Consider the following 23127-nt stretch of genomic DNA (forward strand, 5'->3'; position numbering starts at 1 on the left):
CAAACGCATAGAACTAGCCCTTGGTTTGCAAAGTTTGTTCCAACATCGCGGCAAGGCCACTCCGGTAATCAGGATACATTGGCTTCCAGCCTAACGTGCGCTTGATATGATCGTTCCGAACACGTTTGCTTTCCGCATAAAAGCTGCGCGCCATCGATGTCATATCCGCGTCTTCGATTGGGATCGCAGCAGGGACAGGCAGCCCCAATAACTCAGCCGCGTGCCCGATGACATCTTGCGGTGGAGCAGGATCATCATCACACAGATTATAGACCGCCCCCGCATGTGGCGCGTCCAGAGACAGCTCTAGTGCAAGTGCGATGTCTTCCACATGGATGCGGCTGAAAACTTGATTTTCTTTAATGATACGACGCGCTGTTCCGTTGCGCACCTTGGCAAACGGCCCACGACCTGGCCCGTAAATGCCAGCCAAGCGAAAGATGTGTAGAGGGATATCGGGAATACTCTGCCAAGCCGCCTCAGCTTTCACGCGCGCCTGACCACGTTTCGTACTTGGCGTAAGCGGTGTCTGCTCATCAACCCAGTCGCCTTGGTGATCTCCGTAGACACCAGTTGTCGACAAGTAACCAACCCAACGCATATCTGAAGCTGCGGTTGCAAAAGCGTCATGCAGCTCCGCCAGCAACGGATCGCCGTCAGGGCCCGGACCAGCAGAAATGAGGATATTAGGGAACTCCTGGATAAGTGCCGTTGGATCGGACCCAGGCCATAGCAGCGGCTCAACCCCTGTTTCAGCAATTTCGGCCAGCTTGTTCTCGCTACGGGTTGTGCCAATGATGTGCCAGCCCTCTGGAATCAAACGCGCTGCAAGTGCGCGAGCGCTGAAACCATGACCGAATGATAGCAATCTCTTATCCATACGGGGCCCTCGTCATATCAGGGGGGAGATAGGATCTTCCGAACCCCAAACGAAAAGCGGCCCCTCCGTTAGGAAGGGCCGCCCAACTATAGACCTAGGAACAGATCTTAGTCTGCTGAACCGTGACCGTCGACGGAGCTGTCATCGTCGTCGTCACTGTTTGAAATCAAAGCAGCAACTGCTACGGCTGCGAGAACGCCGCCGATGATTGCTGGCGTACCGATACCGGAACCGCCTGTTGGAACGTATGCAATTACGTCATCATCATCTTCGGTTGCGGCCAATGAGCCAGCGAAAGAAGAAGTTGCGGCAAATGCTAGCATTGTAGCGAATGAGATAGTTTTCAACATAATTGTCATCCTGTTTATAAGTTGATCAGTGCGGGGCCATACCCGTTTGAAAAATGAATAGCCGAAAGGAAAATAGTTCTCAACGGTATTATGGGGTTAGAACTACATTGTTGGCGAGCTTCTGCCAAGTGTTGCGTTGTTGCCTATTTTTTAAGCAGGATCATTTCAAAGTTCCCCACTGCTGGACCAATCCATTGGTTGGACTTACGCACCACACCAGTACCACGTTCCACCCAAAACTCGTTGCGCAAACCCGCCTCACCCGCAATAGTTGAACTGCAGGATTCACTGAAATGAGTCACTGCAAACCCCTTGTTTACAACGATAATTTTTTCCAACCCTAGGTTTCTTATTTCGCAACGGTAGTGCCGTTTTGTGGTCGTCACGTCACCATCGGAAACAGTAAATGTGCGAATTCCACTCCCGCTAACGCCCGTTTTTAATGCGTTAACCGTGTAGTTTGCATCTGCAGCAATTATGTCACTTCCGATGCCACGTGTCCCAATCACAACGCCATTTCTCAAAAAAATCTGCGCATTATCAGACGATTTCCAGACCTCAACCGCCCCAGGAAGCGAATCACGCCGTGCAACGACGCGTTGCAAAAAGTCGCTCCCGCCCAATGTCACTGGATTCACCTGAAGCAAAGGAATCACGATTTTGGCATGCATTTCAGGCGTAACATTGACCTGCTGAGGCGCATCAGAGCGACGCGCCTTAACCGCACTAACTAGAGTTGTCGCAAGTACCTTAGTAAGGTTCACTGAACTGGTTTGATCAGAACTACAGCCCGCCAACAGAGCCGCAATCAGACCCGCAGCTATAGTACGCGATGCGAATTCAATCATTCCCAAACTCCTGACCAATTTCCGACTAGCCCTTTGCGATGACCACTACGGACTTGTTCATAAAGACGACCCGGCACATTCAAACGTGCCCCGCCATCACGGCTAAAGGGCCGTACTGTTGTTGACCGAACCCGCGTGTCCGGCTTCCCAAGCAGCCAATCTGCCGGAATCGTTAGAATGATACCTTTGTCAAAGGACCCCGCGCCAAATTCTTCTGCGGTTGCATCTGTAAGCGTAAAGAACCCGCCCAGACGCCAGCCATTTGCAAACTCACGTTCCAATGTGAACGTCGCCCCGACATCGCCAGCCAGATACTGCCCCACGTCGAGCTGGCCAGTCAGTCCATGTTTGAATTCATAGTAGGCCGACACATGCCCAGTCGCGACGCTATAGTCTTGGAAGCCGAGAATATCGTCGAATGCACGCTGTTTTACGTAATTCACTTCCGCTCCAAGCGCGAGCCTGCTCGCGACGGGTTTCCATAACGCTTCGGCCGAAACCCCACCGAACATGCGTTCAAGATAGCCAGCAGACACCCGAGTATAAACATCAGGCGCGGTTTTCCATTGACGACTTACATATAGCTGCGGAATGGACGTTGCTCCGCCTTGATCGTACTCAACAGCATCAGATCTCACGTGCTCAAGGTTTGATTGGTTCTGCCTGAAAATATCACTGACATTTCCGGTTAAACGGTGCTGTACTTGGCCCGCTATCTTCCATCCAGGTGCGGGCTTGTAGGATAAATTCAGTGACAGACCTGCATCCAAACGGATCGGTTCGTTTGGATCAAAATAACGCTGTGTTATGTAGGGGCCAATTGACCAATTGATTGCGGGGAACAGCGCTTCGTTCCGCGCGCTCCCTTCTAACACAGGATCCGCATTTCCAAATCCTGTAACAGCCAACAGCGCATCAGGGGCGTTCGGTGAAAACTCCAAGGCCTCCAAGTCCGAGCGACGGAATACGATCACAGACTGTGCCAGATCATTTACAACGGGCACAATGCGGAATGTCTCAACTGATGCAGGCAATAGGCGCGCCATCGCCCGTGCTACGCGGCCTACAGAAACCGCTGTTGCACCATAACGTTCATTGGAAAACCGCACTTCGGTTGTCGAAGCTGTTGTCTTCACTTCAATCAGCGTCAGGCCTTCTTTTTCTAACAGAGGTATAAGTGCGTCGCGCACTTCACGCGAAGCGGCGGCATCCGTTACAATCCAATCGTCATCATAAGCCTGCGGATCTGCACGGCGGCTGGGCCGAACTGAATAAGGGCGAGGTGCCGGGATTCTCAGCTTGGACACGGGCCTATCAGGGTTCAACTGAATTTCAAGATTCAGGCCAACTTCTGAACCATAAAGGTAATAACCGCCTAGCCGTACGCCTTCAGAAAACTGATACTCAGCGCCAAAGTTAAACCGTGACTTGCGGTCAATCACATCAACATTCGTTTCAGTGACATATGCGTCCGAGCTATACTCGGCCTTAACGCCCCATTTGTCGTTTATCTGCCATTCGATCCCAGCAAAGGGAGCGACATCACCGCGGAACCATTGATCAACTGATAGTTCGCCACCTGTATCACCGGATTGGAACGCAGGGCGTTCACTTCCCAATGGCGTACCGATACTTCCAGAGCTACCAAGACGTCCCCAACCAAGGCCGACTGTTGCCTTGACCGTGCCGGGAATACGCGCACCTGAAAAATTCTTGGTCGCGGCAATGAATTCACCCGCGTAGATGCCAGTACCCGCAAAATCCTGCAAGCCAACGGTCAGAGCCGGGAAAAAACGGCTTTCTTTATTGAGCAAAAACCTGATGTCGAAACTGCGGTCTCGGTACGTGTCGAAACCGGAAAGGTTTGCATCCTTAATTCCCGCATATCGGAAACTGGCCTGAACCCGTGGCAGCGCCTGAAACGTGAGCGTCGTCCGCGTGGACGCGCCGAATGTCGAAATACCAATGGCAACCTGACCATCCGGCAACATCTCGGCGGAGGGCATATCAATCAGCCCAGTTGTTCCATAAAAATTAAGGGTAGGACGGTTAGGCGTGTTGAAAACACGGTCTGTATCCTGTGCGGCAACATAGGCTGGCACCAATGCCGTAGCGGCAAAAAGTACTGCGCCAAAAGTGGTGTGTGCAAGATGTCGGATCATTTACTGCTCTCTGCCCGGGACTGTCTTTGGGCAAACTAATGCACGCCCGATCTATCTTATGCAAACAAAACAGAATCGCTTCAACCGCGATAGAATCACTGCGTGACAATTATGCGCCCGTGATTACGACACTTCTACCTTAGCAACATTGGGCTGAAACCCTTCAACCCAACGCCGCACAACTTCGCGTGCCATGTCCTCATCGCACGCGATAAATGCTTCGCGCAGGCTGCGCAGAGCAGTTGCAATCTCGATTTCGGACAGGCCTTCTTCGTGGGTCATGAAGATTTTTGGATATGTTGTGCCCAACAGGTCATCAGACAGCGTCAGCTCTTCTGACATCTTTTCACCGGGACGAAGGCCCGTAATTTCAATTTCAATATCGCCATCCGGATTGTCTGCGTCACGTACTTCATAGCCTGCGCTTTCAATCATCTGACGGGCCAGACGCAAAATTGGCACAGGTTGCCCCATATCCAAAACAAACACCTCAGCCCCACGGCTGATTGAGCAAGCCTGCAACACAAGTCGCACTGCCTCCTGAACGGTCATGAAATACCGCTCAACCCCCTTGTCGGTCACAGTCAAAGGGCCGCCCCTGCTCAACTGATCCTGAAATAGCGGCACAACAGACCCCGAAGAACCTAGAACATTCCCAAAGCGCACCATGGAAAAAACCGTGCCTGATTTATTGCCAACACGTTTGGCCATATCGCGCACAACCAACTCTGCCAGACGTTTCGACGCACCCATTACGTTGGTAGGGCGCACTGCCTTGTCCGACGAGATCAACATGAACCGTTCAACACCAGCTTTGGCGGCTTGTTCAGCAAGGGTCTGTGTCCCCAACACGTTGTTCACCAAACCCGTTAACGGGTTGGCTTCGACCAGCGGTACATGTTTGTAGGCGGCTGCGTGCAGCACAACCTGAACACTATGCGTGACCAGCAACTTACGCACCTGACGGCTATCCGTAATCGAGCCCAACACAGGAATCAATTCTATCTCGAGACCTTCGTGCTCGATCGTGCTCCGCAGTTCCATATCGATATTGTACAAGCAAAGCTCGCTCAGCTCGAACAGGATTAACTTAGAAGGCTTGCAATCGATCACCTGACGGCAAAGCTCGGATCCGATAGATCCACCTGCCCCAGTAACCAGCACAACCTTGCCCTCATAACTCACGCCTGCTTCTGCCAACGGATGATCAACCTCGGCACGGCCCAAAAAGTGTTTCGCGGAAACTGGTGTTAGCTTATCCACCAGCGCTTCTTCGCCAATCAACTGCGAGAACGATGGCAGCGTTTGAACCTCAAGACCCATTTTCTCCAACCGCCGCGCGATTTGCGCTTGTTTGGGACGGCTTAAAGACGGCACCGCCAACAGCACTCGATCAATTTTTTTCTCTTTCACCACGGTCGCGATATTAAGCGCAGGATAAACCGGAAGGCGCTGCACGCGCATCCCATGCAAGCCCTTACTATCATCCACAAACGCGACGGGCTGAATTGTTTCATGCCCACGCAATGCCGAGACCATCTGCGAACCGGTTGTACCTGCACCGTAAATCAATACTCGGGTGCGATTAGCTGAATAACGGTAAACGGCCAGAACCAACTGCAACAGGACAGCCCGGCAGGCGACAGCAAGGCAAAAGAAAACCATGCCAAAAACCATATGCACGCCGACAGGAAGCCCAAGCCCCGCAATATCCGAGATCGTGATCGACGTTATCGTCAAGAAAATCGCGTGGACTGCAGTCAAACCAACCGATGCGGCCTCATAAGAGCTGACCTGAATATCACAGATACCAAGCCACGCAGCGATACATGCGGCAGCCAAAATCAAGTAGGGGAGCAGCAACATATAGCTGTCCATATTCGCCCACAGGCCATTAGGCAGGTCCGATGCAGCAAACGCGAATATCAATGCAAGCGGCACTAGCGCCGCATCCAAGGCCTGCATAACCCGCCGCTTTTGCACTTTATTGAGCGACTTGATCAAATTTAACATCAGCTGATCCACAATACAGATATTTGCCGCTATCACTCAATGGAAGACCAAGTGTAGCTTTAGAACGGTTTAGTTGGCGGCAAGCGTTACCTACAACCTGTGGGTACGTTAACCCAAATCCACTCTAACACATAATAAATGATAAACCGACGTAATTAGATCGCGGCCATCACTCTTTTGAGCCCTTGAAAAGGTTACCGATCGTTTGAAAGACCAGATCAAAGTCATAGCATGTGCTTTGCTTCCGTTGATAGATCAGGTCCAGCTTCGCCTTTCGCGGCACACAGATGCGACAATAGATGTCGTCGGTTTCTTCCGCAGTTGTACTGCGCGATAGCAGGCGTTCTTCGTGTTTGTGAAAGCGGATCGTCGCCAGCCCCGTTACCCCAGGCCGAGATTTGAGCACCTCACCGTAAATACCTGGAAATCGATCAACGTACTCCTTTAACGGGGGCCGTGGACCCACGAAGGACAGATCGCCTTTCAATATATTCCACAACTGCGGAAACTCATCCAATCTCTTGGACCGCAAACGTGCGCCGACAGGCGTCACGCGGGATGCTTTGTGCGCCCCTGATACACCCTGATCATCGCTGACGACAGTCATCGTTCTAAACTTGATCAGGCCAAAAGGTTGGGTCGGGGTTTTCATCCGCTCAGCCACATAGAACAGCGGGCGGCCCTGTTTTAGATAAATGTAGAGCACCAAGAAAATGATAATGGGGCCAAGGATTATCACCAACAAGCTGGCGAAAAACAAATCAAAGATACGCTTGCGCCATGTCATCGAAGCTTCCCATTCATATTCCATTGCGCAACCATCCCTTGCGGGGTGCATTCATCTCGGTCGAACTGGTAAAACGCTTCGAGCCGACTAGTGTCCAGCGCAACCTCTTCAATGACGTTAGCATCTGGAGTTCGGGCAGCCCAATCTAGATCTGCAGCATCCAAAAGCCCCCCCATCTCGACGACACCCGGCGCCGCGATGTTTAGAATGTCTGGTACAGTCGGAGCAACCGACAAAGCATGGATCACCTTCGCAAGCGATTGCGGACCGATATAGCTTCGGCGCGGGGTGCGCCCGTCTGGCAACACATCCAACCCCATGCCTGTCCGCCATCCACCCAAAATAGCATCGGCACCAGCAACATTCCCGATCCGCAAGACACAGACCCTTCCTCCACCCTGCGCTAGGGCCGCTTGCTCCATCTCCAGTTTGGCGTGACCATATTCGCTGATTGGACTAACCGCAGCACTCTCAAAGTGTGGCCCATCTGCCGCACCATAGACCGCCGCAGATGAAGCAACGAACACCCGTGTTGCGGCTGGCACTGCTTCAATCACCGCAAGAGCGAGATCTTTGTTCAAACTCATCGCATTCCCGCTAGCGGCGGCATGGGCCGGCGTGATGCCAGACAGGCAAATTACCGCCTGAACATCCAAAGACGCTGCGATTAAGTCATTTGGCGATGAAAGTGGATCAAAGCGTAACAAACCATCGATTTCATGCCTGCTCTGCCCTTTGATCTGGCCATGAATAGGCCAATGCCGCATCAACATACGTCCCAAACGCCCGTTAGCACCTAGCAACAGCATCCGAGAATCGTCTGTGACGTTTGTTGAAATGATTGACCTCATGGCGTCATGCAGTATCTTGCGATTTAAGAATTTCCAACCCAATCCCTCCGGATTAACGGTGTGGCCAATGGGTAAAATTGAATTAGATTGAGCGGTGAAACCAATGGGCAAGATAACAAAGTACATTCTTTGGATCGCGCTTTGCGTTACTGTTGCGGCTTGTGGCACGTTGCCCCGTGGTGCAGCCATCCAAACGGAGATCACGAAAGGCGCCGATAAGCCTGAAGCAGATTTTGCCGTCTACCCAGTTTCAAAGGCATTCCTACCTAGCGTAGCCGAGTGGCCCAAGACCGGAGAGCGCGGATATAACTGGTTGTCCCACAGCCACGGATCAAACGCACAGATCATCCGTGCTGGAGACACGTTGAACGTTATCATCTGGGACAGCGCGGAAAATTCACTGCTGATGGGCCCAGATGAAAGAAGCACAGAGCTTTCTAACTTGCGCGTATCTGAGGGTGGATCAATCTTTGTACCCTACGTCGGGAAAGTCCGTGTTGCCGACCGGACACCTGATAACGCCCGCATGTTACTTCAACGCCAGCTTGAAACGGTGGCTCCGGGCGTACAAGTACAGCTCTCTGTGACAGAAGGCCGAATAAATTCGGTTGATATGGTCGGCGGGGTCAGTTCACCTGGCAACATCAGGATGCCAGATCAGAATTTCTCGGTGATGGCGGCGATTTCTGCTGCTGGCGGCGTAAATGAAGCGCTGACTAATCCGCAAATCAAACTGATCCGCAGCCACAAAACCTATCGAACATCTCTTCAACGTCTATTTGACAACCCTGACATGGACACCCGCCTGCGCGGTGGCGACAGGGTCATTGTAGAAAAAGACCCACGCTACTTCCTATCTCTTGGGGCGGCAGGTGCCGAAAGCCAGTTCGACTTTAACAGAGATAACGTATCTGCACTTGATGCGCTTTCCATCATTGGAGGCGTTAACGATACCCGCGCAAATCCAAAAGGTGTGCTAGTCCTGCGCGAATACCCCGCCTCAGCGCTTAAATCCGGTCAGCGCGGGCCACGCCAACAGCGTGTCGTCTTTACCATTGATCTAACCACCTCAGACGGGCTTTTCTCTGCGCGGAATTTTCACATCAATTCCGGTGACCTTGTTCTGGCCACCGAAAGCCCTGTGTCTAGTGCTACTGTAATTGTAGGCCTTGTCGGTTCAGCATTTGGTCTGGTTAACATCGCCAGCAACTAAACCGCCCGACTAATCGGGCATGTTGATCTGTTTGTCCTGCGGCAGCAGGGCATTCATTTCGGCAATATGTTCCGGCAGGCATTTTGTCAGGAAGTCATACTCAGCGATCACATGCTTTCGCGCTGCAGGGCCAAGGTGGGCAAAATCTTCTGGCCGTTCCAACACATCGATCACTTGCTGCGCAAGCGCTGCAGGGTTGTGGAAATCGACAAGCAACCCAGTCTCGCCATGCGTCATCGCCTCGCGCACCGGTTCGACATCCGAGGCAACAATCGTTGCTTCCATCGACATCGTCTCTAACAGCGACCAAGACAGAACAAACGGCATCGTCATGTAGATATGACATCTGCTGATTTGGATGATTTTCTGATAATCCTCATAGGGCACCTGCCCCAGAAAATGCACACGGCTCCAATCCACGCGATCGCCAACTTCGGCTTCCATTTCGCCACGCAAACCACCCGGCTTCTTGTTTTTGGCACCATATGAAACTTCGTTCCCACCAATGATCAACACCCGCGCATTTGGCCGTGCCTCTAAGATGTCAGGCAAGGCGCGCATAAATTGGTGAAACCCACGCATCCGCTCCAGATTGCGCGCCATGTAGGTAATGATCTCATCATCGCAGGTTTGGAGCTTATCAATCCGGCCCAATTTTAGTGTCGCTTTGGGGTTAGGAACCAACTTGTCCGTACGGATGCCATCATGGCAAACGTAAATCTTGCTATGCATTTCCGGTGGAAAGCAGTCGCGCTGCCATTTGGTCGGGCTAATCCCACGATCAACCGTCGTAATATTCGCTGCCGGCACCGCGTTACGTGCGTGCAACAAGAATGGCGTGTGCTCGTTGACCGGTTCATCGGGATCAAAGTTTACTGGCCCGCCGTGCAGGCGGTAGTAATATTCAAAGAACCCAATTATCGGAACGTCTGGCCAGACTTGCTTGAAGAATGTCAGCTCACCCCACCCTACATGCCCAACGATCAAGTCGGGCTTAAAACCCTCCTTCTGTTCGAGCTGTTGTCCCGCGATGGCAGCTCCAAAACCGGCACCAGTTGCTTCTTCCCAAACTTTACTAAGGCCGTAGGCCTCTTTCTTTGGGGCATGGTGTGGCTTGTAGATACGTGTCTCAACGCCCTCGATCTTAGGAGGGTTCTTTCGCTGGGTCAGAAAGTAAATCTTATGTTCGCGCCTCTCGGCCAACCACTGCACGAGCTCTCGATATTGGCCGGGCATATTTTGGTGAACAAACATAATATTCATTGGGGCATATCGCCTTTCTATCTAATCAATCAGGTCAGATAACCTCAACTGCCCACAATTGGCAAATTGTGGTTACTTACCCTTCCAGACGGGATCGCGTTTTTCTGAAAATGCCCGCGCACCTTCCAGCTGATCATCAGATGAATAGAGGATATCAACACTGGGCAATTGCCGTTTTGTAATCCGGTTCATAGCATCTTGAAACTTGGCATCCTCTGCGTCGCGCACAATCTCTTTGATCGCCGCGTAAACCAGCGGCGGGCCAGATGCCAACAGGCGTGCCAGCTCCCATGCGCGGTCCATCAATTGATCTGCGGCAACGATCTCATTGATCATGCCCCATCCTTTGCCCTCTTGCGCATCAAACCAACGGCCCGTCAGCAGCAGCTCCATGGCGATGTGATACGGGATGCGTTTGGGCAACTTCACACTTGCCGCATCGGCAACCGTGCCTGAACGAATTTCAGGCAGCGCAAATGTTGCGTGATCGGCGGCAAGAATCATGTCAGCACTCAGGGCCCATTCAAGCCCGCCACCGCAACAGATACCATTCACGGCAGCAATCACTGGCTTGTTCAAACCTGGTAATTCCTGCAATCCGCCAAAACCCCCGATACCGTAATCGCCATCAACCGCGTCGCCATCAGCCGCCGCTTTCAAATCCCACCCCGGACAAAAGAACTTATTTCCAGCGCCAGTAATAATCGCAACCCGCAGTTCTGGATCATCGCGGAATTCAGCAAACACTTCGCCCATACGCCGCGAAGTCATTAGATCAATTGCATTGGCTTTGGGACGGTCCAGCGTGACCTCTAGAATGGCGCCTTCACGGCGTGTCTTGATCGGGTCCATGTCGTTATCTCCTTAAGCTTCGCGCACAAGCGCATCCACAGCGATGGCCACGTCGGGTGTACACATCAGCGGGTTAATCTCTACTTCGCTGACGCGGTCAGCATTGGCAACAATGTAATCCTGCACACCCATCACCGCAGCAACAATGGCATCCAGATTAGCAGCGGGTTTACCCCGATACCCTTCAATTAAGGGCCATATCCTGAGCGAACGCAGCGCCGTTTCAACAGAATGAGCCGAAGCAGGCACCAACACTGATGCCGTATCTTGCCAAAGCTCTGTCAAAACGCCGCCCGCGCCTAGCGTCAGTACAAATCCATGCGCCGGATCCCGTAAGACGCCAACCAAAAGTTCCGCAACTGCGCCCTGCACCATTTCCTCAAGCAGATAGCCGCCTTTTGGCATCGACTGCGCGGCGGTGACAACATCTTCGGGTGACACACCAAGCTTTACGCCACCTGCCTCGGACTTATGCGCAAGGCCTGTCACTTTCAGAACCAATGGCCCAACAAGCTGGGCCGCTTGTGTAGGCAATGCATCAATATCAGCGACCAAGCCCCCCTTAGGGACAGGAACACAGTACTGCGCAAGTGCCGCCTTGGCTGTACCTTCATCAACCAACTCAGCTATACGATCAGATCCGGGCACTAGAACTGCAGCGGTATCAGGGGCGCCCATTGTCGCAGCAACAGCGGCAGCGGCGATTGCCTCTGTCAAACCGCACATCGGCACAACGCCACCTTCCATCAGTGTTATGGCAATATCCGGCGGCATCAATTCTGACAACGTAGCGACCATCGCAACGGGCCGCCCACTTTGCGCCCTGACGGCCAAGGCGGCCTCGGTTGCGCAAACCCAATCAACAGGGTCTGTATGCGGGTAATCAACGATAATAAGCGTGAGGCCGATATGCTCGGCTGCCATGGGCAACCATGCCGACGCCATCTTTTCTGCATCACGCCAAATGTAAGTGTGATAATCCAACGGATTGCCCAGCGCGACCATCGGACCAAGCGCCGCCGCCAAATCGTGGCGCTGTTCAGGCAACAATGCTGGAAATGTCATACCTGAACCCACAGCCGTATCAGCGGCCAAGCTCGCTTCGCCCCCAGAGCAGCTGATCGACGATAACGTCGGCGCATCCAGTGGACCAACCATATGCAGCAATTTAAGTGTCTCTAAAAATGTAGGCAGATCAGAAACACGGCCAATGCCTAACCGCGCCAACAGCGCCTTGGCACCTGCATCGCTCCCCGCAAGGGATGCGGTATGTGAAACCGCTGCCTGCTGGGCCTGATCTGATTTGCCAACCTTTAGTGCAACCAACGGCACGCCCTTGCGCTTGGCCTTATGGGCCAGCTCATGCCAAGCGGCCAAATCGCCAAAGCCTTCAATGTGCAAACCAATGGCTGTCACGCGCGGATCATCCAACAGTTCGGTCGCAATTTGCGCCTGTGATGTTTGCGCCATGTTCCCGCAGGCAACCACATAAGCTATTGGCAAACCACGTTGCTGCAGGGACAGGTTTATCGCGATGTTTGATGATTGCGTCAGAATGGCAACGCCTTTGTCGACCGCAACACAGCCATGCTGATCAGGCCACAAAAGAGCGCCATCCAGCGCATTAATGAACCCGTAACAATTTGGCCCTAACACTGGCATATCACCTGCTGCCGCAACCAATGCAGCCTGTAGGTCTGAGCCGGTTTCATCTTCTGCCGCGGCCTCGGAAAAACCGGAGGCAAAACACACAGCGCCCCCCGCGCCCATAGCGGCAAGCGCGGCAACAACTTCTATGGTTGCATGCCGGTTAACACCGACAAAAACCGCGTCTGGCGCATGATCAAGCGCGCCCAGTTCAGGCACGGCTTGAACACCTTCGATGATTTCTCCGCGAGGGTGAACAACATCAATACGGCCTGCAAAGTTCATGCGCCGCGATTGTTTGATGATTTGTGCACACCATGCGCCACCACCAATCACTGCAATCGATTGCGGGCGCAGCAGCCGCGATAGATCACGCGTCATTTCGCGTTCCTTTTATGTATTTCATCACAGTCCCTTTACGCACCCAAGGCCCGCAGCATTTCGCGGCTAATGATGTGACGTTGAATTTCAGACGTACCATCCCAAATCCGCTCAACACGTGCATCGCGCCAGAAACGTTCCAACGGATAATCATCCATCAGTCCCATACCGCCATGTATTTGAATCGCAGCATCTGTCACACGCGACAGCATCTCGCTGGCGTATAGTTTCGCACTGGCGATCTCACGGTTTGCAGACACGCCTTTGTCCAGCCGATCTGCGGCTGCAAGTGTCAGTAAATCGGCCGCGTCAATCTCGGTAATCATATCCGCTAACTGGAACGACACGCCCTGAAACTTGCCAATCTTTTGACCGAACTGCTCACGTTCGGCCGCATAGTTTAAGGCGTAGTCGAACACACGGCGCGCGCGACCAACACTCATCGTGGCAACCGTGATGCGCGTCGCATAGAGCCACGTATTCATCACCTCAAACCCGCTATCAACTTCACCTAGCACCTGTGCGTCGGGCAATCGACAGTCATCAAAATCAAGGATCATGTTTTTATAACCGCGATGACTGACCGATTTGTACCCATCACGAATGGTAAAACCCGGTGTGTCCCGATCAACTAAAAAGGCTGTGATCCGTTTCTTGGGGCCCTTGGGTGTCTGATCTTCACCAGTGGCGATAAAGACAATGATGAAATCCGCATGATCTGCACCAGAGATGAAATGCTTGGTCCCATTGACCACCCAATCTCCACCGTCACGCACGGCATTACATTTCATCCCGCGCACATCAGACCCCGCACCCGGCTCTGTCATCGCAAGCGCATCCATACGTTCACCGCGGACTGCTGGCATCAGGTAACGCTCGATCTGCTCTCCTTCGCAGGCCATCAGGATGTTTTGCGGCCGACCGAAAAAGTGGTTCAACGCCATGGAGCCACGGCCCAACTCACGCTCGACCAGCGCAAATTCTACGTGGTTCAATCCCGCACATCCGACACTTTCAGGGAAATTGCAGGCATAAAACCCCAGATCAATCGTCTTTTGTTTGATCTCCTGAGCGATCTCAGCTGGTACTTCGCCCGTGCGCTCTACCAGTTCCTCATGCGGATAAATCTCTTTCTCAACAAATGTGCGCACTGAATCCGCGATCATCTGATGTTCTTCTGTCAGGCCGTAAATCATGGTCTTTTCCCGCTATGTAATCGTTTACGCATTCACATTATTTGCTTCCGCCCCTTCGTGAAGGGAACAGATTGATTTGCCTTGTGGCACATGTAGATTACCGTAATTCAGCCAGCATAATCGGACCCTTCACCGTCCAATATCGCCTTTAGTTCGGCCAAATGGCGTGCATCTTGTTCGGGGTAGTTTTCCAACTCACTTGCAGTCTTTTCTGCAATTTCATCACTGATCCGGCGCAAAGGAAGATTTGTTTGCAAAGCCCGAATATATGTTTCTGCGGCGCGTTCAAAATAGTACAATCGGTTGAAAGTATCAGCTACGCTGTCACCGATCACCATCACACCATGACTGCCCATAACCATGACTTTTTGCTTGGGATCTGTCAGCAATTCGGCGCAGCGCGCTCCCTCATCCTCAAATGCCAAGCCGCCGTAATCTTCGTCAATCACAACTCGGTTGAAAAACGTGCAGCAATTTTGATCAATCGGCGGCAAGCGGCTGTCTTGAAGACATGCCAGCACGGTCGCAAAAATCGAATGAACATGCATAACGCAGCGCGCGTGGCCGCAAGCGCGGTGAACACCGCCATGCAACCCCCACGCAGTCGGATCAGGCGCATTAGGCCCCACAAGGGTATCTGGATCATTTGCGTCGATTAAAAGCAGATCACTCGCCTTAACACGGCTAAAATGAACCTGATTTGGATTCATCAGAAACTGCGTTCCATCATCATTCACCGAAAGGGAAAAGTGGTTCGCAACACCTTCGTGCATATTAAGCCGCGCAGTCCAGCGAAATGCAGCAGCCATATCCACACGTTCTTGCCAGTGGTCCATGTTCGATTTCAATTCTGTAACGCTCATTTATCCATCCTTTTCCTTGCCTTACCACAGATCATCCTATTGGCGACCCGTCCATCCTATCTGCGACATTATTCGTCGTTAACCAATGGGCGGCTCGGCACCCAAGCATATCCATTCTCACATAAGATATACGCTTCACGCAGGCCATGCGGCTTGTTTGTTGGCATTTGTAAAATGGTACCACCTGCTGCCTTTGCACGCACACAGGCCTCTTCGGGATCGGTGTCATACAGCCTAATCTCAATACCTCCACCGCGTGGTGGGTTTTCGGGCAATAGCCCCAACAGGGGATTCGAATGGTAAGTGCTGTCGCAATGTAATTGAAATACTTGTGCGCCATAAACCATGATAGCGAAATCAGCAGTCGACTGGTGGGCACTCATACCAAAAACAGTCTCTAAAAAGGCCACTTGTGCAGCAACATCCCTTACCAACAGGTTTAATCCAATCCCACGTAACCCTGCGCCAAATTCCGCTGCTCCGACTTGATCATAGTCCATTACTTCTCCTCCCGCTTGTGCCTGCGCAAACCCTGTGAAATATTGGGACATGACACAAGCAACATTCCCCACTTGGCCCGACGTGGCCACCGATCTGGTCAATGTCGCCGCAGGCCGCACGCCTGCCGACATGATTATCACTGGCGGCATCTGGGTAAACGTCCATACCCGTGAAGCTATCCCTGAACATGACATCGCAATCGTGCGCGGCCGTATCGCATTTGTTGGTCCCTCAGCGGATCATTGCAAAGGAGCTGATACTCAGATCATTGAGGCCAATGGCCGCTACATGATCCCTGGTCTTTGCGACGGCCATATGCACATCGAAAGTGGCATGCTCACCCCTGCTGAGTTTGCCCGTGCGGTGATACCACACGGGACAACCAGTATGTTTACCGATCCGCATGAGATCGCAAATGTTCTGGGCCTCGAGGGTGTGCGCATGATGCACGATGAAGCACTGATGCAGCCCATAAACATCTTCACACAAATGCCCTCATGCGCGCCCAGCGCACCCGGCATGGAAACAACCGGATTCGAGATCACAGCCGAGGACGTAGCCGAAGCCATGGAGTGGCCGGGAATCATTGGTCTGGGAGAGATGATGAATTTTCCCGGTGTCAGCAACGCCGACCCTCAAATGCTAGCTGAAATCGCAGCAACACAGCGCGCGAACAAAACGGTTGGTGGGCACTATGCCTCTCCCGATCTGGGCGCACCTTTTGCAGCCTATGTTGCCGGAGGCCCAGCTGATGATCATGAGGGCACCTGCGAAGAAGACGCAATCGCGCGGATGCGCCAAGGGATGCGATCCATGATCCGTCTTGGTTCGGCGTGGTATGATGTCGAAAGCCAGATCACCGCTATTACCGAACGCGGCCTTGATCCGCGCAACATGATACTTTGCACCGATGATTGCCACTCTGGTACATTGGTCAATGACGGTCACATGAACCGTGCCGTGCGGCACGCTATTGATTGTGGTTGTGATCCGCTGGTCGCGTTGCAAATGGCGACGATCAACACTGCCACCCACTTTGGCTTAGAACGTGACATTGGCTCCCTCACGCCAGGTCGCCGTGCTGACGTGATCCTCTCTTCGGACCTCAAGACGTTGCCCATTGAGACAGTCATCGCACGCGGCCAAATCGTTGCACAGGATGGTGAATGTCTGGTCGATTGCCCACACTACAACTGGCCAACTCACGCGCGTCAGACTGTCAACATGGCGCGTGATCTAAAAGGCGACGACTTTACAATCACCGCACCTGCTGGTGCCAACGCTGTCACGGCAAATGTAATTGGTGTGGTCGAAAATCAGGCGCCCACCCGCGCGCTGCAATTCGAGCTGCCAGTAACCGAAGGGCGTGTCACCGCGCACGGTGATGTCTGCCAAATCGCATTGGTAGAACGGCATCGTGCAACAGGTGGCGTGGTCAACGCGCTTGTGTCTGGTTTTGGGTATACGGGGAACATGGCGATGGCCTCGACCGTGGCACACGATAGCCACCACATGATCGTGGTCGGCACTGATGCCGAAAACATGGCGCTTGCGGCAAACCACCTCAAGCAGCTTGGCGGCGGCATCACAGTTTTCAAAGACGGTGTCCCCCTCGCGACCATTGATCTGCCCATTGCGGGCCTCATGTCTGACAAGCCCGCTGCCGAAGTGGCCGCTAAGACGGACATCATGATGCAAGCAATGCGCGACTGCGGATGCACCCTTAATAACGCCTACATGCAGCACTCGTTGCTGGCGCTCGTCGTGATCCCCGAGCTGAGGATCTCTGATTTGGGGTTGGTAGATGTGCGTACCTTTGAGTTCGTAGATGTGATCGTCACATGAAGACGTTCGCAAAGAAGCTGACCTCCCTTATGCCTGCGGGGGTCACGCTGCCTTCCGATTTGGTTGAGGTTTTCGACTGGTTAGAAGATCAAGGTTGGCTTCATCTTCGAAAGACAGGCGCACCCGAAGATCATTGGCTCTCCATCTATCCGCCTGAATTCTTAAATCACCTAGGAACAAGCCACGTCACCTTTGGCGGCACAACCGTGCCCTATACCAATCATTGGTCAGCACCTGACACGGCCGTCGATAACCGCATCGCTGAGATCGGCGTCACGTCAGGTGATGGAGGGAGGGTTGCCATCTGGCTTGATGAAATGGGCAAACAGCATTTTGTCCACATCGGGCATGACAGCCTAAGGGTGATCACAGATGATCCGCTGGTCCTGCTGCAATTTCTAGCCATGGGCTATCTAGAAGCGGGCGCATTAGAACAAACAGATATTACCCCATTGCAGGCGGCATTAGATTACCATGGCGTTGGAGCCATCACTGACTTGGACCCTAGTGAGCAACCTGTCGCGCCTATCGCCTTGCAAGAGTTTCTCAAACAACGCTTTGATCTAGATATGCCCACAACTGCACGCGAGCTGGGAATTTCGAATTTCCCTGAATATCATGACACCGAAACAAACGACCCTTTCGCGAAATGGATTTCATCGGCTACGCCCGAACCCTCCGAAGAAGAACTGGCTTATGAGCTAGAACTGATGCGAACGGTTGAATCCCTTGATCTTAACGACACCGACAGCTCAGAAACGATCATGGATAAGATCGGCACGCTGTTTGAAACAAAGAATTGAGACATAGTATTATGAAGCAGTACCAAACTCTGACACCCGACGCGCCCAAGGCCGAAGCATTCACTGATGCCACCGCCGCCGTGGACCGTCTGACCGAACTTTACGTGCAGTCGATTGGTTTTTTGCGAACGCAGTTTGCCGATGCGATGGCCAACACGCCGCCCCCAACGCGTATTCGCGCGTTTTACCCCGAGATTCGGTTTACGACCTCATCCTATGCCCAAGTTGATACGCGACTAAGCTTTGGACATGTCTCAGGGCCTGGAACTTATGCGTCGACAATCACACGGCCAGATCTGTTCAGGAACTACCTCATCCAACAGGTTGGCCTGCTGATTGAAAACCACGGGCAACCTGTGATCATCGGCGCGTCTGAAACACCCATCCCTGTACATTTTGCCATGACCAGCGATGCGGGCATGACGGTGCCACAAGATGGTGCTGCCGACTTTACGCTGCGCGATGTTTTTGACGTGCCCGACCTTAGCACCACCAACGATGACATCGTCAACGGCACCTATGTGGCACCAGATGGTGTGGAGCCATTGGCCCCCTTCACCGCGCAACGTGTGGATTATTCACTGGCACGGCTCGCGCATTACACGGCTACTGATCCGGACCATTTTCAGTGCCACGTCTTATTCACCAACTACCAATTCTACGTGACTGAGTTTGAAGAATACGCCCGGGCCATGCTGCGTGACAAAAGCAGTGGCTACACTTCCTTTGTCTCAACCGGAAATCAAGAAATCACCGATGGGGATTCTCCCATCGAAGCGACTGCCAAATTACCGCAAATGCCGACCTACCACCTGAAACGCGCAGATGGTTCTGGCATCACTCTGGTGAATATCGGCGTCGGGCCATCCAATGCCAAAACCGCGACCGATCACATCGCGGTACTGCGCCCACATGCGTGGTTGATGGTTGGACACTGTGCAGGCCTGCGCAACACGCAAGCCTTGGGTGATTTTGTTCTCGCCCATGCCTATCTGCGCGAAGATCACGTGCTGGATGATGACCTACCGGTCTGGGTTCCAATCCCTGCGCTGGCTGAGATCCAGATCGCACTTGAAAATGCCGTCGCTCAGGTGACCCAGCTTGAGGGGTATGAGCTGAAGCGCATCATGCGCACGGGAACTGTTGCCACTATCGACAATCGCAACTGGGAACTGCGCGACCAATCTGGCCCTGTTCAACGCCTCAGCCAATCTCGCGCAGTTGCACTGGATATGGAAAGCGCGACAATCGCGGCAAACGGTTATCGCTTCCGCGTGCCCTATGGCACATTACTATGTGTCTCAGACAAGCCACTGCACGGCGAGTTAAAGCTTCCCGGTATGGCGTCAGACTTTTACAAAACCCAAGTTGCAAACCATTTGATGATCGGAATTCGCGCGATGGAGCAGCTTCGCGGTATGCCGCTAGAGCGGATTCACAGCCGGAAATTGCGCTCATTTGACGAAACTGCCTTCCTTTGAGGCCTATTGACCTAAGAAATATGCGGAAAACCTCCTATTTCTTAGGAAATGTCGCCACTATTCGTTGTGTTTGCTTACTACATACCGTTACATTCTGCTAATGAGGCCCAACATTCGGGCAGCCGAGGAGATTAATAATGGCAACCAAACCAATGACAAAAACTCAGCTCGTCGCCGCACTGGCAGATGAAATGGGCACCGACAAAAAAGCTGCAGGCAGCGCACTTGATGCAGTATGCGCACTGATCACCAAAGAAGTATCTGGTGGCGGTGCCGTGACTCTTCCAGGCGTTGGCAAAATCTATTGCCGCGAACGTCCTGAGCGCATGGTTCGCAACCCTGCGACTGGTGAGCAGTTCAAGAAAGAAGCGGACAAGGTTGTGAAAATGACCATCGCCAAAGCGCTGAAAGACAGCGTTAACGGTTGATATCAGCCATAAGCTGATTGTCTATGAAAGGGTCGTCCATTCGGGCGGCCCTTTTCTTTTTCGACTGCGTCTCATTCAACCGAATTATCGGCGGTTGCAACTCGTTGTTTTCTAACCGATGGTCAACGGAATTCAGCGATCAGCAGGCAGAGACTTCATGGACATACGCGCTATCGGACTTGGCCTTGCTTTCGCGCTCATGTGGTCTTCTGCCTTCACATCAGCCCGCATAATTGTAACAGATGCATCTCCTCTGTTTGCCCTATCCATGCGCTACCTTGTTTCCGGCATTATCGGCGTTGGGCTTGCTTGGGCACTTGGACAAAGTTGGCGATTATCGCGCGCTCAATGGCGGGCTACCATCAGCTTTGGATTTTTGCAGAACGCAGTTTATTTGGGCCTGTTCTTTGTGGCTATGCAGACAATCGAAGCGTCGCTTGCCTCAATCATTGCGTCTACAATGCCCTTGATGGTCGCACTGGCTGCGTGGGCATTTATGGGGGACAAGCTTAGCCCGTTGGGCATTATTGGCCTCATCGCCGGCCTTGTTGGTGTCGCGCTTATTATGGGTTCACGCATTACCGATGGTGTGGACCTCGTCAGCCTTGGGATCTGCTTTATCGGAGTGCTGGCACTCACCATCGCGACGCTAACCGTGCGCGGCGCATCCGCAGGTGGAAACCTCTTGATGGTCGTGGGTCTTCAGATGTTAGTGGGATTTGTTGCACTAAGCATTGCAACGCTTTTATTTGAAACACCGCAAGTCACACCAAGCTGGCCACTTGCTATTGCTTTTGTCTACACCTGTCTCGTTCCAGGCCTTACCGCGACATGGATTTGGTTTCTTCTGGTGGGCCGCATCGGCGCAACCCGCGCGGCGACGTTCCATTTCCTCAATCCTTTCTTTGGTGTTGCAATAGCTGCCCTTTTGCTGGGCGAAGCCCTCGGGCCACGAGACATAATTGGTGTCGCAATCATCGCAGCTGGTATTCTGGCGGTTCAAATATCGCGCCAACGCGTGGCCTAATTCCGACATCTAGATGACGCACCTCATCATGTGGGGTTGCTGCGATTTGGTATTGTGTTGTCTATGACCGACACACACACCACCCCAAAACCCTACGCTTTTCTACTTCTCCCCGGCTTTTCTACGCTGGGCTTTTCCTGTGCGCTTGATGCGTTATCCCTTGCCAACCACCATCCCTCAAAACAGGTATTTTACCGCTGGCGTCTACTTTCTGAAACAGGCGAGCCTGTCGAGGCCTATAACGGTGTAAAGATCGCAACAGACAGCGCCCTAACTCCGCTGGATCGCGGGGAGACATTGGTTGTTTGCGCAGGAGAACATGCCGGTAAGGCGGGCTCAAAAACCCTCTTGAACTGGCTCCGCCGCGAAGCGCGGCGCGGAAATGATTTTGGCGCACTCTCATCGGGAACCTACATCCTTGCTTTGGCTGGCTTGATTGGCGGCAAGCGCGTCACAACCCATTGGGAGTACAAGACCGCACTCGCTGAAATGCTGCCTGACGTAATCATGGAAGACACAATCTTTTCCATTGATGGCCGCGTATTCACCTCCGCTGGCGGAGCTGCGTCAATGGACATGATGCTGCATCGCTTGCGTGACGACTATGGCGCGGATTTGGCAACATGGGTTGCTGACCAAATGGTCTATACTGTGCCACGTGCCCATTCTGACGCCCAACGGATGTCCCTTCAATCACGGCCAGAGGTGCGTAATCCAAAATTGCTGTTGGCTATGCAGGTTATGGAAAACAACATCGAAGACCCCCTAAGCCCTGAAGAAATTGGAGGCGTTGTTGGGCTATCTACTCGGCAGCTAGAACGGTTGTTTGCCAAGTATTTGTCCATCTCTCCCAAGCGACATTATTTACGCATCCGGTTGGAAAAAGGTCGCAACTTATTGCGCCAAACTGATCTAACTGTAACGAATGTTTGCATCGCTTGCGGATTCAAATCTTTGTCGCATTTTTCAAAAAACTACCGCGCCGCCTATGGCATCCCACCCGGGTTGGAGGCCACTGATGGTAAGGTTCTTTGGTCTGACCACAGCTAAAGTATCAACGTTTTCTAAATATCGCGATCTGCGCAGTGTCATTGCGATGCGCAATATCCGCACCAGCGCCATAGATCGCCACTTCTCGAAACTCCAAAGCATCGATATCAGTCTCTAAGCTCGCGAACTTCTCTGTAAAACCACGTGCCTCAAAATGTTCCGCATTAATCGCAAGGACAAAAACGGCGCCTGATTTAGCCACTCGCAGTAACTCATCCAGTGCGACGGGACCAACGTGTCCGTGTGTGAACGTACCTGAACTCACCACCGCACCGTATGTTTCAACCTCCAACGTCAGTGGCAGCGTCAGATCGGCCTGTATTGCTCGTGTATACAGCCCCTTGTTCATGGCAACAGCCAGCAGTTCTGGAGAGATGTCCAATGCATGCATCTCAATTCTGCTCTTCAATGGAAACGCCTGTGCTACCAGCCCCGTTCCCACCCCAACATCCAAGATCGGTCCCTGAGGTGTCTGTTCAGACAAAATCTCCGCTACGATTTGCGGCAACTGGTAGTCCATCTCAATCGCAAAGCCTGCGTCATAGGTCGTCGCCCAGTCGGCATAGAGTGCCTGATTGTCCTCAGGTGTCTCTAATGCGTAGGCTTTATCCAGATCAGGTTTATCGTGCATCGCGACCTCAATTGTTAGAGTGTAATGCTAACCCAGTTCAGGAATATCTCAATCG

General features: G+C 52.7%; 21 protein-coding genes. 7 read left to right on the plus strand and 14 right to left on the minus strand.

Translation table 11 applies throughout. The features are described 5' to 3' along the window. Positions 1-13 precede the first annotated feature (13 nt). From V7775_RS04465 to V7775_RS04495, 7 genes are all read right to left on the minus strand, one after another. Complete coding sequence (locus V7775_RS04465) at positions 14-880, minus strand: SDR family oxidoreductase (protein WP_335750650.1); 867 nt, start codon at positions 878-880, stop codon at positions 14-16. 107 nt (positions 881-987) lie between these two features. Further along, on the minus strand, positions 988-1230 hold the full coding sequence (locus V7775_RS04470; RefSeq protein ID WP_335750651.1) for a hypothetical protein: 243 nt from the start codon (positions 1228-1230) through the stop codon (positions 988-990). Positions 1231-1373: 143 nt separating this feature from the next. Beyond that, positions 1374-2078, minus strand: coding sequence for a YjbF family lipoprotein (locus V7775_RS04475; protein ID WP_335750652.1), 705 nt, complete (start codon positions 2076-2078; stop codon positions 1374-1376). Continuing rightward, complete coding sequence (locus V7775_RS04480; RefSeq protein WP_335750653.1) at positions 2075-4240, minus strand: YjbH domain-containing protein; 2166 nt, start codon at positions 4238-4240, stop codon at positions 2075-2077. The genes V7775_RS04475 and V7775_RS04480 overlap by 4 nt, the downstream gene beginning before the upstream one ends. A 123-nt stretch (positions 4241-4363) precedes the next feature. Beyond that, positions 4364-6253, minus strand: coding sequence for a polysaccharide biosynthesis protein (locus V7775_RS04485; RefSeq protein WP_335750654.1), 1890 nt, complete (start codon positions 6251-6253; stop codon positions 4364-4366). Positions 6254-6422: 169 nt separating this feature from the next. Beyond that, complete coding sequence (locus V7775_RS04490; RefSeq protein ID WP_335751059.1) at positions 6423-7040, minus strand: sugar transferase; 618 nt, start codon at positions 7038-7040, stop codon at positions 6423-6425. Next, positions 7037-7891 carry an NAD-dependent epimerase/dehydratase family protein gene (locus tag V7775_RS04495; protein ID WP_335750655.1) on the minus strand — a complete coding sequence of 285 codons (855 nt, stop codon included), beginning with the start codon at positions 7889-7891 and terminating at the stop codon, positions 7037-7039. The genes V7775_RS04490 and V7775_RS04495 overlap by 4 nt, the downstream gene beginning before the upstream one ends. 103 nt (positions 7892-7994) lie before the next feature. On the opposite strand from V7775_RS04495, the gene V7775_RS04500 reads away from it, so the two are divergent. Then, positions 7995-9104 (plus strand): polysaccharide biosynthesis/export family protein, encoded by a 1110-nt coding sequence (locus V7775_RS04500; RefSeq protein ID WP_335750656.1) that lies wholly within the window; start codon positions 7995-7997, stop codon positions 9102-9104. Between the two features lie 9 nt (positions 9105-9113). On the opposite strand, the gene V7775_RS04505 is transcribed toward V7775_RS04500, so the two are convergent. From V7775_RS04505 to V7775_RS04530, 6 genes are all read right to left on the minus strand, one after another. Then, positions 9114-10367: a glycosyltransferase family 4 protein gene (locus tag V7775_RS04505; RefSeq protein WP_335750657.1), complete on the minus strand. Its 1254-nt coding sequence runs from the start codon at positions 10365-10367 to the stop codon at positions 9114-9116. A gap of 72 nt (positions 10368-10439) precedes the next feature. Continuing rightward, the gene (locus tag V7775_RS04510; protein ID WP_335750658.1) at positions 10440-11219 is read right to left on the minus strand and encodes a carnitinyl-CoA dehydratase; all 780 of its coding nucleotides are present in this window, start codon (positions 11217-11219) and stop codon (positions 10440-10442) included. Between the two features lie 12 nt (positions 11220-11231). Beyond that, the gene (locus V7775_RS04515) at positions 11232-13247 is read right to left on the minus strand and encodes an acetate--CoA ligase family protein (protein WP_335750659.1); all 2016 of its coding nucleotides are present in this window, start codon (positions 13245-13247) and stop codon (positions 11232-11234) included. A gap of 35 nt (positions 13248-13282) precedes the next feature. Further along, a complete protein-coding gene (locus V7775_RS04520) occupies positions 13283-14443 on the minus strand; it encodes an acyl-CoA dehydrogenase family protein (RefSeq protein WP_335750660.1) in 1161 nt (386 codons plus the stop codon). Between the two features lie 107 nt (positions 14444-14550). After that, positions 14551-15306, minus strand: coding sequence for a class II aldolase and adducin N-terminal domain-containing protein (locus V7775_RS04525; RefSeq protein ID WP_335750661.1), 756 nt, complete (start codon positions 15304-15306; stop codon positions 14551-14553). Between the two features lie 68 nt (positions 15307-15374). Further along, positions 15375-15806, minus strand: a complete 432-nt coding sequence (locus V7775_RS04530) for a VOC family protein (RefSeq protein WP_335750662.1) — start codon at positions 15804-15806, stop codon at positions 15375-15377. A gap of 49 nt (positions 15807-15855) precedes the next feature. Between V7775_RS04530 and ade the strand changes: the two genes are divergently transcribed. The 6 genes from ade (at position 15856) to V7775_RS04560 (ending at position 22441) form a co-directional block, all read left to right on the plus strand. Beyond that, positions 15856-17652, plus strand: coding sequence for an adenine deaminase (gene ade / locus V7775_RS04535; protein ID WP_335750663.1), 1797 nt, complete (start codon positions 15856-15858; stop codon positions 17650-17652). Next, positions 17649-18455 (plus strand): hypothetical protein, encoded by an 807-nt coding sequence (locus V7775_RS04540; RefSeq protein WP_335750664.1) that lies wholly within the window; start codon positions 17649-17651, stop codon positions 18453-18455. The genes ade and V7775_RS04540 overlap by 4 nt, the downstream gene beginning before the upstream one ends. An 11-nt stretch (positions 18456-18466) precedes the next feature. Continuing rightward, positions 18467-19936 carry an AMP nucleosidase gene (locus V7775_RS04545; RefSeq protein WP_335750665.1) on the plus strand — a complete coding sequence of 490 codons (1470 nt, stop codon included), beginning with the start codon at positions 18467-18469 and terminating at the stop codon, positions 19934-19936. 137 nt (positions 19937-20073) lie between these two features. Beyond that, on the plus strand, positions 20074-20364 hold the full coding sequence (locus V7775_RS04550) for an HU family DNA-binding protein (protein WP_335750666.1): 291 nt from the start codon (positions 20074-20076) through the stop codon (positions 20362-20364). Positions 20365-20521: 157 nt separating this feature from the next. Then, the gene (locus V7775_RS04555) at positions 20522-21391 is read left to right on the plus strand and encodes a DMT family transporter (RefSeq protein ID WP_335750667.1); all 870 of its coding nucleotides are present in this window, start codon (positions 20522-20524) and stop codon (positions 21389-21391) included. Between the two features lie 63 nt (positions 21392-21454). Continuing rightward, the gene (locus V7775_RS04560) at positions 21455-22441 is read left to right on the plus strand and encodes a GlxA family transcriptional regulator (RefSeq protein WP_335750668.1); all 987 of its coding nucleotides are present in this window, start codon (positions 21455-21457) and stop codon (positions 22439-22441) included. A gap of 4 nt (positions 22442-22445) precedes the next feature. Here V7775_RS04560 and V7775_RS04565 read toward each other — a convergent pair whose 3' ends face one another. Continuing rightward, complete coding sequence (locus V7775_RS04565; RefSeq protein WP_335750669.1) at positions 22446-23072, minus strand: class I SAM-dependent DNA methyltransferase; 627 nt, start codon at positions 23070-23072, stop codon at positions 22446-22448. Positions 23073-23127: the final 55 nt, after the last annotated feature.

The sequence above is a fragment of the Sulfitobacter sp. genome, assembly GCF_036960155.1.
In the GTDB taxonomy this organism is placed as follows: domain Bacteria; phylum Pseudomonadota; class Alphaproteobacteria; order Rhodobacterales; family Rhodobacteraceae; genus Sulfitobacter.

Coding starts and splice junctions, on each gene's coding strand:
- V7775_RS04465 (WP_335750650.1), bottom strand. CDS start 880: ATGGATAAGAGATTGCTATCATTCGGTCATGGTTTCAGCGCTCGCGCA.
- V7775_RS04470 (WP_335750651.1), bottom strand. CDS start 1,230: ATGTTGAAAACTATCTCATTCGCTACAATGCTAGCATTTGCCGCAACT.
- V7775_RS04475 (WP_335750652.1), bottom strand. CDS start 2,078: ATGATTGAATTCGCATCGCGTACTATAGCTGCGGGTCTGATTGCGGCT.
- V7775_RS04480 (WP_335750653.1), bottom strand. CDS start 4,240: ATGATCCGACATCTTGCACACACCACTTTTGGCGCAGTACTTTTTGCC.
- V7775_RS04485 (WP_335750654.1), bottom strand. CDS start 6,253: ATGTTAAATTTGATCAAGTCGCTCAATAAAGTGCAAAAGCGGCGGGTT.
- V7775_RS04490 (WP_335751059.1), bottom strand. CDS start 7,040: ATGACATGGCGCAAGCGTATCTTTGATTTGTTTTTCGCCAGCTTGTTG.
- V7775_RS04495 (WP_335750655.1), bottom strand. CDS start 7,891: ATGAGGTCAATCATTTCAACAAACGTCACAGACGATTCTCGGATGCTG.
- V7775_RS04500 (WP_335750656.1), top strand. CDS start 7,995: ATGGGCAAGATAACAAAGTACATTCTTTGGATCGCGCTTTGCGTTACT.
- V7775_RS04505 (WP_335750657.1), bottom strand. CDS start 10,367: ATGAATATTATGTTTGTTCACCAAAATATGCCCGGCCAATATCGAGAG.
- V7775_RS04510 (WP_335750658.1), bottom strand. CDS start 11,219: ATGGACCCGATCAAGACACGCCGTGAAGGCGCCATTCTAGAGGTCACG.
- V7775_RS04515 (WP_335750659.1), bottom strand. CDS start 13,247: ATGACGCGTGATCTATCGCGGCTGCTGCGCCCGCAATCGATTGCAGTG.
- V7775_RS04520 (WP_335750660.1), bottom strand. CDS start 14,443: ATGATTTACGGCCTGACAGAAGAACATCAGATGATCGCGGATTCAGTG.
- V7775_RS04525 (WP_335750661.1), bottom strand. CDS start 15,306: ATGAGCGTTACAGAATTGAAATCGAACATGGACCACTGGCAAGAACGT.
- V7775_RS04530 (WP_335750662.1), bottom strand. CDS start 15,806: ATGGACTATGATCAAGTCGGAGCAGCGGAATTTGGCGCAGGGTTACGT.
- ade (WP_335750663.1), top strand. CDS start 15,856: ATGACACAAGCAACATTCCCCACTTGGCCCGACGTGGCCACCGATCTG.
- V7775_RS04540 (WP_335750664.1), top strand. CDS start 17,649: ATGAAGACGTTCGCAAAGAAGCTGACCTCCCTTATGCCTGCGGGGGTC.
- V7775_RS04545 (WP_335750665.1), top strand. CDS start 18,467: ATGAAGCAGTACCAAACTCTGACACCCGACGCGCCCAAGGCCGAAGCA.
- V7775_RS04550 (WP_335750666.1), top strand. CDS start 20,074: ATGGCAACCAAACCAATGACAAAAACTCAGCTCGTCGCCGCACTGGCA.
- V7775_RS04555 (WP_335750667.1), top strand. CDS start 20,522: ATGGACATACGCGCTATCGGACTTGGCCTTGCTTTCGCGCTCATGTGG.
- V7775_RS04560 (WP_335750668.1), top strand. CDS start 21,455: ATGACCGACACACACACCACCCCAAAACCCTACGCTTTTCTACTTCTC.
- V7775_RS04565 (WP_335750669.1), bottom strand. CDS start 23,072: ATGCACGATAAACCTGATCTGGATAAAGCCTACGCATTAGAGACACCT.